This is a genomic window from Methylacidimicrobium tartarophylax, from assembly GCF_902143375.2.
GTDB lineage: Bacteria > Verrucomicrobiota > Verrucomicrobiia > Methylacidiphilales > Methylacidiphilaceae > Methylacidimicrobium > Methylacidimicrobium tartarophylax.
This window is the reverse complement of sequence record NZ_CABFVA020000042.1, coordinates 1-7,820: the sequence shown is the minus strand read 5'-3', so window position 1 is coordinate 7,820 and position 7,820 is coordinate 1. Positions and strand designations below refer to the sequence as shown.

9 protein-coding genes and 1 pseudogene are annotated in these 7,820 nt (G+C 61.1%); 5 read left to right on the top strand and 5 right to left on the bottom strand.

Annotated features, from left to right (window positions below):
- The 3 genes and pseudogenes from MAMT_RS04840 to nth all read left to right on the top strand — a co-directional run.
- Positions 1–189 (top strand): annotated as a pseudogene (locus tag MAMT_RS04840) (pyruvate dehydrogenase (acetyl-transferring) E1 component subunit alpha); the annotation flags it as partial.
- An 8-nt stretch (positions 190–197) separates the two neighbouring features.
- Complete coding sequence (locus MAMT_RS04835; RefSeq protein WP_142659879.1) at positions 198–1,172, top strand: alpha-ketoacid dehydrogenase subunit beta; 975 nt, start codon at positions 198–200, stop codon at positions 1,170–1,172.
- 38 nt (positions 1,173–1,210) lie between these two features.
- Positions 1,211–1,882, top strand: coding sequence for an endonuclease III (gene nth, locus MAMT_RS04830; RefSeq protein ID WP_142659878.1), 672 nt, complete (start codon positions 1,211–1,213; stop codon positions 1,880–1,882).
- 51 nt (positions 1,883–1,933) lie between these two features.
- On the opposite strand, the gene tyrS is transcribed toward nth, so the two are convergent.
- The 3 genes from tyrS to MAMT_RS04815 all read right to left on the bottom strand — a co-directional run bounded on the left by tyrS (position 1,934) and on the right by MAMT_RS04815 (position 4,591).
- Positions 1,934–3,100, bottom strand: a complete 1,167-nt coding sequence (gene tyrS / locus MAMT_RS04825) for a tyrosine--tRNA ligase (protein ID WP_142659877.1) — start codon at positions 3,098–3,100, stop codon at positions 1,934–1,936.
- Positions 3,101–3,116: 16 nt separating this feature from the next.
- A complete protein-coding gene (locus MAMT_RS04820; protein WP_142659876.1) occupies positions 3,117–3,428 on the bottom strand; it encodes an RNA recognition motif domain-containing protein in 312 nt (103 codons plus the stop codon).
- 746 nt (positions 3,429–4,174) lie between these two features.
- Entirely contained in the window at positions 4,175–4,591 is a 417-nt protein-coding gene (locus tag MAMT_RS04815; RefSeq protein WP_142659875.1) for an ApaG domain-containing protein, read from the bottom strand.
- 68 nt (positions 4,592–4,659) lie between these two features.
- Here MAMT_RS04815 and thiD point away from each other — a divergent pair, with 68 nt between their 5' ends.
- Complete coding sequence (gene thiD / locus MAMT_RS04810) at positions 4,660–5,487, top strand: bifunctional hydroxymethylpyrimidine kinase/phosphomethylpyrimidine kinase (protein WP_142659874.1); 828 nt, start codon at positions 4,660–4,662, stop codon at positions 5,485–5,487.
- On the opposite strand, the gene lptE is transcribed toward thiD, so the two are convergent.
- A complete protein-coding gene (gene lptE, locus MAMT_RS04805; RefSeq protein ID WP_246186532.1) occupies positions 5,471–6,013 on the bottom strand; it encodes an LPS assembly lipoprotein LptE in 543 nt (180 codons plus the stop codon). The genes thiD and lptE overlap by 17 nt on opposite strands.
- Positions 6,010–7,110 (bottom strand): tetratricopeptide repeat protein, encoded by a 1,101-nt coding sequence (locus MAMT_RS04800; protein WP_246186531.1) that lies wholly within the window; start codon positions 7,108–7,110, stop codon positions 6,010–6,012. Before MAMT_RS04800 ends, lptE begins: the two co-directional genes overlap by 4 nt.
- A gap of 387 nt (positions 7,111–7,497) precedes the next feature.
- Here MAMT_RS04800 and MAMT_RS04795 point away from each other — a divergent pair.
- The coding region (locus MAMT_RS04795; protein WP_142659873.1) for a hypothetical protein at positions 7,498–7,820 on the top strand (323 nt) is incomplete at its 3' end.

Sequence of the window (7,820 nt, the reverse complement as noted above, 5' to 3'; positions counted from 1 at the left end):
GAAGAGCGTGAGATCCTCTCGGATGCCGTGGCCAAGCAGATCGATGCGGAGGCGCGCGCGGAAGTCCAGGACGCCCTCACCTTCGCCGAGCAGAGCCCGGAGCCCGATCTCGCCCTCGCCTTCTCTCTCCCGTTTTCCCCGGAAGACCAGATTGACCCGATCCCGCGACCACGCTATAGCGACATCTAATTTCTTCCATGGCTAAGATCACTTACCGCCAGGCCCTCAATCAGGCTATGGCCGAGGAGATGGAACGGGATCCCTCTGTCTTCCTGATTGGGGAAGAGGTTGCGGAATACCAAGGTGCCTTCAAGGTTTCTCAAGGACTCCTCCAGCGCTTCGGCGCCAAGCGGGTTATCGACACGCCCATCAGCGAAGCCGCTTTTTCGGGCCTTGCCGTGGGTGCGGCTCTTTACGGGTTGCGCCCCATCGTCGAGTTCATGAACTGGAGCTTCTCTTTCGTCGCTTTCGACCAGTTGATCAACAATGTCGGATCGCTTCGGTTTATGTCCGGAGGGCAGTTCGACCTTCCCATGGTCTTCCGCGGACCGAGCGGAGGCGGAACACAGATCGGCGCGACACATTCTCACTGTCCGGAAAGCTGGTTTGCCGGAGTGCCCGCTCTCACCGTCGTGAGCCCCGCGTTTCCGGAGGATGCCAAGGGGCTCCTCAAAAGTTCCATCCGCTCCAACAACCCGGTCTTCTTTTTCGAGGGCGAATGGCTTTACGGGTTGGAAGGCGAAGTCCCGGATGCCGAATTTCTCACTCCGATTGGGGAAGCGAGGCTCTGTCGAGAAGGCGCCGACCTGACCATCGTGAGCGCAGGCTATTCCACGCATACGGCCCTTTCCGCGGCGGAAGCGCTTTCCGCAAGCGGGAAGGAAGCGGACGTCATCGATCTGAGAACGATCAAACCGTACGACTTTGATCGGATCGCGCAATCGGTCCAAAAGACCAACCGCCTCCTGATCGTCGAGGAAAACAAGCCTTTCGCCGGCTGGGGTGCCCAGATTGCCTACGACGTCCAACGCCGGCTCTTCGACTGGCTCGACGCCCCGATCCTCCGGGTGACCGGTCTGGATATTCCTCAGCCCTACAACGGCAAGCTCGAAGCGGAAGTGCTTCCCAATGTAGAGCGGATTCTCGCCGCCGCTCGCCCGCTTCTCGCGTGAGCGGTGCCGACCCGCGCTGCCGCACGCGAGGTTCTCAGATGGAAACGAGCGAAGCAAAGCGCAAACGGGTCGTGCAGATCCTCCGGATTCTCCACGGGCTCTATCCCCATGCCAAGCTCGCCCTCGCTTTCTCCAACCCTCTGGAGCTCTTGATCGCCCTCATCCTGGCCGCCCAAGCCAGAGATGAACTCGTCAATCTGGTGACACCATCGCTTTTTTCCCGATACCGCCGCGCGGCCGACTGGGCAGCCGTTCCCGAGGAGCAGCTCCAGAATGAACTACGGAAGATTAACTTCTACCGGAACAAGACACGTGCCATCCAGAAAGCATGTCGAGCCCTGATGGATCAGTTCGGGGGAAAGGTTCCGGATCGGCTCGACGAGCTTCTCTCCCTCCCTGGAGTAGGCCGCAAGACGGCGAATATCGTCCTCGGCAACGCCTTCGGTCAACCCGCAATCGGCGTCGATACTCATGTCGGCCGTGTCTCGGGAAGGCTCGGCCTCACGGCCCAAACCGATCCCGACAAGATCGAAGCCGACCTCCTGGAACTGGTTCCTGAGCCGGATCGCGTCTCCTTTTGCCATCTTTTGCAGGCACATGGCCGAGCCGTCTGCACCGCGCGCAATCCCGGCTGCACCCGGTGCAGCCTGCGGGATCTTTGTCCCTACCCGACTGGCTCCTTGCCTTCGCCTCCCGCCGGCGGAATCTAGCCGATATATCTCACAAAGTCCGTACCCAAGGCTTGCGGTAGCTGCGGGAATTTATAGCCCCTCGGGCTTGAGCCGCGCAAAAAACCGCCTGCCGCAACGGAGCAGGGGATGAGCCGTAAAACGGACCGTGGAGCGAGGATCGGTGATACGGAGCCCGTCGACGAGCACCGCGCCCTGGGTCACGAGCCGCCTCCCCTCCGACTTGCTCGGCACCGCTCCGATCGAAAGGAGGATTTCGAGAATCGGCATCTCCTGTCCCGGGAGGTCGAACTCCGGGATCTCCTCCGGCACTTCCCGATGGGAGAAGACCCGCTCGAAGGTCATGCGTGCCTTCTCGGCCTTTTCTTCTCCATGGAAGCGGGCGACCAGCCATTCGGCCAGCTTCTTCTTCGCCTCCATCGGATGCGCGTCGGGGGGAACAAGATTGCCCAGCAAGATGGGATACCATTTGCCCATGAGTTCGTCGGAGATGCTCATCGTCTTGCCGAAGATCTCTTCGGGGCCTTCGGCGACGCCGATCGCATTGCCCAGCGATTTGCTCATCTTATTCTCGCCATCGACCCCTTCCAGTAGGGGAAGGGTCAGGACGACCTGGGGCGGCTGCTTGACCTGCTCCTGGAGATCGCGGCCGATCAGCATGTTGAAAAGCTGATCGCTGCCGCCGATCTCCACGTCGGCACGCACCATGACGGAATCCCAGCCCTGGAGAAGGGGATAAAAAAGCTCGTGGAGCCCGATCGGTTCGCCCTTCTCCCAGCGCTGTTGGAAGTCGCGTCTTTGCAGGATCTGGGTCGCGGTCGCCCGGCGCTGCAAGAGCAGCATCTCCCGGCTCGTCATCTTCTCAAACCAGGTGGAATTCCAGACGATTTCCACGCGGTCGGGATCGAGGATCCGAAAGGCCTGCTCCCGGTAGGTCGCTGCATTCCGGCGAACTTCTTCCGCCGAAGCTTCGGGCCGAGCCGCGTTGCGCCCGGTCGGATCGCCGATCTGGGCGGTAAAATCACCGATCACCAGGACCGCCTGATGCCCCAGATCCTGAAATTGGCGCAGCTTGAACAGGGGCACCGAGTGGCCCAAGTGGAGATCGGGCGAGGTCGGATCGACCCCGAACTTGACGCGCAGAGGACGGGAAGCCCCCAAACGCTCCCGTAGTTCATGGGCGGAGTAGACCTGCTCGGTGCCGCGCAGAAGCAGCGCGAGCGCCTCTTCGACTACCATGGGACTCGTCCGGTTCTCAGAGAGAAGGCTCGGATGCCTCTCGGCGTCCGTCCCGGCGTTCCGATTTCGCGCCGCTCACCACGATCTGACGGCCGACGAGCTCGACTCGATTCAACTGGGTAAACGCCTGCTTCGCCGTCTCCAGGTCCACCATCTCGACAAACCCGTAGCCCTTGGAGCGATTGGTCCGCCGATCCCGAACGATATCGACATTTTTCACCGATCCGACCTTCGAGAAAAAGTCGAAGAGATCGCTTTCCGCGACCTCATAGGGAAGGTTCCCGACATAAAGCCTCGGCGTGGAGGGAGCGACGACCGATTCAAACATCGGTGTCCCGCTCTTCGGTGACGGACTAGCCGCCTTTCGTGGTTCCCGCTCCCGAGCCGCCCCGGGACGAGCCGTCGGCGACGGCGGCTGTTGCCGCTGTCCAAAAAGTCCCTGGAAAAAGGCCTGCACCTTCTCTCCGAAGGAAAGCTCGCGCGGCGGCGCCGGAGGCCTTTCCCGGCCCCCCCGCCTTCTCGACCGCTGGTCCCGACCACGATAACGTCCGAAATTTCTCGATGTGGAAGGATCTTGACTCATGATTGACTATCCCTTGGTGGGAGGACCCCAAATCCGGATGCCCGATAGAGGCAAGGAGCCGGAATGAGTCACTCCCTGGTTGTTTTGTTCGATTCGCGCATCCGGTTCTCTTTCGACGACTTCCCTCGCCCGGCAGAAATCCGCCTTCCCGCGCAGACGCGGATAAACCGGCGGATTCCGAAAGCCGACCGAAGCGAAGAGCAGACTGGCCGTTCCCGGCCAGAGGGATTGGGGGGAGAGCCGAATGGGCGGTATCGCTGAGCGCCTGGGAAAGGAACCTCGTCTTGGAACCTCGTCTTCCTGCGGAACAACTCGATCGCCTTCCCGGTTCCCTCTGGGAGGGGGAAGCCTCTGACCCATCGGCGATTTCCTCTTCCACGCGCAGAACTTCTCGTCTTCGTCTCAATTTTGAGAACTCTGCCTAAAAGAATAGGCGATTGCCTCACGGACGCAACGAATTTTCCCGCAGGAGGAGTGAGAAGAGAGCCTTTTCAGAAAAGCGTCCGGTCGATCTCTCCCTCCGGGGCGGCAGCCATACAAAAAGGCGGAATGCCGACAACGATCGACTTCCCGTCATCGTCCTGGCCGAAGTAGGCCCCCTCTACCATCGTGGTCCGCCGATAGAGATGGTAGCTCGAATAGCGGAATTTTCCGCCGGGTCGAAGTTCGGGAAACGATCCGACGATCCCTTCCCCCTCGATGACCACCTTTTCTCCTGTCTCCTGCTCGGTGAGAACCCATTTTCTCCCCTGGAGCCGGATGGTCCGGTCGCTCCCGTTCCCGATGCTAAGGTAATATTGGCAGACGAACGGGCGGTCGCCCATCCCCTCCGAAGCCATGCGAAAACGAAGCTTCTCGATTTTTACCTCCAATCCAGGCACGGTTTGCGGGTTGGAAGAGGCTTTCATTTCTCTATCCGAAAGAAGGAAAACGATTTTACACTAGGTCCGTTTGCCCTCTTTGGCAAGGCCCCTCGATGAATTCTTTCCCTCCCGACCATCCTCCGGTGACGCTGACGATCGCGGGTTCTGATTCGAGCGCCGGCGCGGGCATTCAAGCCGACCTCAAGACTTTCTTCGCCTTTCACACCTATGGCGCCACCGCGATCACCTCGATCGTCGCGGAGCATCCCGGCAGAGTCCTGGCGATTTCCGCCGTCGCCCCCTCCTTAGTCGGCAGCCAAATCGAGGCCGTCTTCGACTCGCTTCCGGTCGCCGCGGTCAAAACGGGAATGCTCTACCTTCCCGCGATTGTCCGAGAGGTCGCGGCCCGCCTCTCCGACCTCGGCCCCGGCTTGCCGCTGGTCGTCGATCCCGTGCTCTCTGCTTCCTGCGGCGACCCTCTTTCCGCTCGGGACAGTCTCGCGGCTCTTGGTGAATCCCTCTTCCCTCTCGCCCGTCTGGTTACCCCCAATCAGGGCGAAGCCGAGCTTCTGCTGGGAAGGGCGCTCCGATCTTCGGACGACCTGGCGGATGCAGCCTTGGCGCTCGCAAAGCGATTCGGGGTTCCCTTTCTTCTCAAGGGAGGCCATCTCTCGGGGGAGTCGGCGGTCGACGTCCTTGCCGAGGGCGGGATCTTCCGATCCTTCGCCGCTCCACGCGTCCCGGGAGCGAGCCCCCACGGGACCGGCTGCACACTCTCCGCTGCCATAACCGCCCGTCTCGCCTGGGGAGACTCGCTCGTCTCGGCCATCGCCGCAGCAAAACGATGGCTCACCTCCCTTCTCCCGCATACGCTCCGCTTCGGGCCCTATGTGTTCCTCCCTCTGACGGAGCCCGGGGGCGCTGCTACCACCCCTCCGTGACTAACGTCACCACCCGCTTGGCGAAGTCCTGGGCGACCCAAGGCATCACCTGTCTCTGTGCTTCCGGCATGTTGATCTGGGTAAAAAAGAAGCTCGATCCTGATACGCCCACCCCGTTGATCGTATTCCGCCCGAGCTTCCGGTTCATGAGCGTTGCACTCCCGATGAGGACGAACCGGTATTCGGCGGTCGTAAGCGGATCAAGGAGTTCCGGACGAATGGGAATCCGGGTAAAATCGGTGAGGGTGACGTCGAGCTCAGCATCCGCCTCGCCGGGGCCGACCGTGCGCAAGCTCCCGTCGTTGTCGAAAGCGCTGATGATCTCGTTGGTGACCATCGATTGGAGTTGCGGGATGATCGTCTTGTTGCGCACCGTCGGGATCCAGATCGTGCGAAGCCCGTGCATCTGCTTGCCGCCGATCGCACCAAGACGGTAGCCGCCCGAACAACCCGTCAGAATCGGGAGAAGCAGAAGCAGAAGCAGCCAAGCACGCCCGCTCCCCCGCGCTTTCGACCCCGCTCTCAAGGACCACCCGCTCCCGGACCTCCGCCAGGGGCCCCTCCCGCCGCCGGACCGGAAGGAATTGCCGCAGGAGAGCCGACATTGGCTGTCCCGGAGGAAGGCAGGCCGAGATCCCTTTCCACCATCGGCCGGAGCAGCTTGACCTTATGCTCCGCAATCCTCCCCTGCTCCGATTCGGGATTCTGTCGGATCACATCGCTGTAGTAGATGAAGGCAGCCTTGTAGTTCTTTGTCTTCTCGTAAAAGGAGGCGATATTAAAGCTGCCGAGAGTGGCCCGCTTCTTCAGCAGAACGAGATGCTCCCGTGCGGCTGCCACCTTGTCTCCCAGCGGATAGCGGACGATATAATCTTCGAAAGCTTCCATCGCCTTATCCCCCGAGCTCTGATCGTAGGCCGTGGCGAGCGCGGAAACGTACCATGTATAACCCAATTGGTATTGGGCATCGTCCGCCAACTCCGAGTTTGGGTATTTGTCGAGGATCCGGCTGTAGGCCGCAATCGCCGCCGAGTAGTTCTTTTCGTTGGTCCGCGCCAGCCCCAGTTGAAACTCCGCGATCGGGGCCAATCGTCCATAGGGAGCCGCACGGATGATCGACTCATAGATCCCGACCGCAATCTTCATGGAGGGTCCGAACGGCATCCCGAGTAGCCGCTGCGGCTCGCCCGCCAAGTAGAGGTTGCCGATGGCCAGCTTCCGCTCGAGCACCTGCTCGAAAAAGGAACTCGCCGGATACTTCTGAATCATCTTGTCGTAGGCCTTGTCGGCTTTCAAAAAGTCGCCCCGCTTTTCCAAGCACTCGGCAATCCGAAATTGTGCTTCGGGAGCAAAGAAAGAGTAGGGCCAGCGGCGCACCAGGATGGCATACGCCTGCATCGCGTGATCGTAATCCTTAGCGTCAAACAACTTCTTCCCTAGCGCAAGTTGATCGCGCGAGCTCGAAGCCGATAGGCCGGCGCCCGTGCTCTCGTCGGTCCAACCCTCTCCCGGCCTCCAGACGAGGGGGGCGTAGAGCCGGACAGGCACTATTCCCAAAAAAAGAAGTGCAAGAAGCAGCCGCCGAATCACCACCGTAATCGGGAAGCGTAGCCTCGTCCTCACCTGTGGTCAAGGGGTGCTGCCAACCAACCGTTCTCCGAAACCTACGCAAACCGTCGCGTAGCCGGCTAAAGCTATGCGGCGATCGTGCTGTTCGGTTCCTGCTTCGTCGAGGCCCGTTTCACGCGTGGCCTGCGCCTCGCGCCAGAGCGTTCCTCTCCACAGGCTGACACCCTCTTGCGCCAGCGGCAGATTTCCTCGACTTCCTGCTGGTCGAGCCGATGGGATTGGGCTAAGTTCGTATCGGCTTAGGAAAAGGGATAGGATTTCCGGCGGATCCGGAGCCCGTTTCGTTCCTCCATCCGGGTACCCGCGAGAAAAGCCCGAAGGGAAATGAGAACGGATCGCGGCGGCCCGTAAGATCTACGGAACAAGGAGGATGAGAACGCCATGACCTCGCGCAAGACAGCCCCCCGTCACTCCTCTCGGTCTCGACACAAGACAAGCGACAAGTCAACCCGCAACAGACCGAAGAGATCTTCTCCCAAGGCCTCTCTCGATCCCTTTCTCACCCTGGAACCGGCGATGGGAACGGAGGCCGAGCGGGGGAGTTCCGTGTCGGTCGATCCCCCCTTCGGGGGCCTCTCGGCGCCCGCGCCCGATTCGGGCGCCCTTCGGCTCTATCTGGTTCCCCGGGGGCCAAATTCCCTCTTCGCTTACTGGAATTGGGCCGACGAACGCCTTGCCCAAGCCGCCCGAGCGGCGGACGACGG